Source organism: Polaribacter sp. 20A6 (assembly GCF_011378915.1).
GTDB classification, from domain to species: domain Bacteria; phylum Bacteroidota; class Bacteroidia; order Flavobacteriales; family Flavobacteriaceae; genus Polaribacter; species Polaribacter sejongensis.
The window spans coordinates 1-1,121 of record NZ_WTPZ01000042.1 but is presented as its reverse complement, the minus strand read 5'-3'; the positions used below and the strand labels follow the sequence as shown (position 1 = coordinate 1,121).

At 33.0% G+C, this 1,121-nt stretch carries 1 protein-coding gene; it reads right to left on the bottom strand.

Annotated features, from left to right (window positions below; all coding sequences use genetic code 11):
- Positions 1 to 321 precede the first annotated feature (321 nt).
- Complete coding sequence (locus tag GQS57_RS18295) at positions 322 to 645, bottom strand: GIY-YIG nuclease family protein (RefSeq protein ID WP_165734414.1); 324 nt, start codon at positions 643 to 645, stop codon at positions 322 to 324.
- Positions 646 to 1,121 lie beyond the last annotated feature (476 nt).

Sequence of the window (1,121 nt, the reverse complement as noted above, 5' to 3'; positions counted from 1 at the left end):
AAGTTGGCTTAAGCATGATGGGATTCCTCAATTCTTCGGAATGACACAGGTGTTGTTTGGAATGTTAACTCCGAGTTTTACAAACAGTTTTGTCTTTCCTACAAAGGAGGAATCACATAAGGAGGATTAAAAGTTGGTTCAAGCAGGATGCGATTCCTCAATTCTTCGGAATGACAAAAGCGTTGTTGGGAATGTTACCTCTGAGTTTTACACATAGTTTTGTCATTCCGACAAAGGAGGAATCTCATAAGGAGGATTAAAGTTAGCTTAAGTATGATGGGATTCCTCAATTCTTAGGAATGACAAAGGCGTTGTTTTAAATTATTTATTAATAAATTGATCTTCTAAAAACTCAAAATTGCTATTAAAAGAGCGTATTAAATTCAACTTTTTTTCACGTCTCCAACCTTTTAATTCTTTTTCGCGCGCAATTGCTAATTGAATCCATTCAAATTTTTGATAATATACTAAATGTTGAATATTATACCTAGAGGCAAAAGTTTTAACACCGATTTCAATATTTGTTTTGTGACGTATTAAACGTTTTTCTAAATTATTAGTTACACCAATATAAAAAGTAGAACGGTATTTATTGGTGATGACATACACATAATAGGTATGATATCCTTGTTGAAACTCTATCATGATTTTAGCTGTTTTTTACGTTAAATATATGAAAATCAATCTATTTTAATAAATAAACATCGCAGTTTTGTTATTCAAACAAAGGAGGAATCTCATAAGGAGGATCAAAAGTTGGTTCAAGCATGATGAGATTCCTCAATTCTTCGGAATGACATAGGCGTTGTTTTGAATGTTATCTCATAGTTTTACAAACAGTTTTGTCTTTCCTACAAAGGAGGAATCACATAAGGAGGATTAAAAGTTTACTTGAGCATGATGCGGTTCCTCAATTCTTCGGAATGACAAATGCATTGTTTGGAATGTTACCTCTGAGTTTTACACACAGTTTTGTCATTCCGACAAAGGAGGAATCTCATAAGGAGGATTAAAGTTAACTTAAGTATGATGGGATTCCTCAATTCTTCTGAATGACAAATGCGTTGTTTGTAATGTTACCTCTGAGTTTTACACACAATTTTGTCATTCCGACAAAGGAG

Excerpts from the sequence above, each read along its gene's own strand:
- GQS57_RS18295 (WP_165734414.1), bottom strand. The coding sequence starts at position 645 with ATGATAGAGTTTCAACAAGGATATCATACCTATTATGTGTATGTCATC.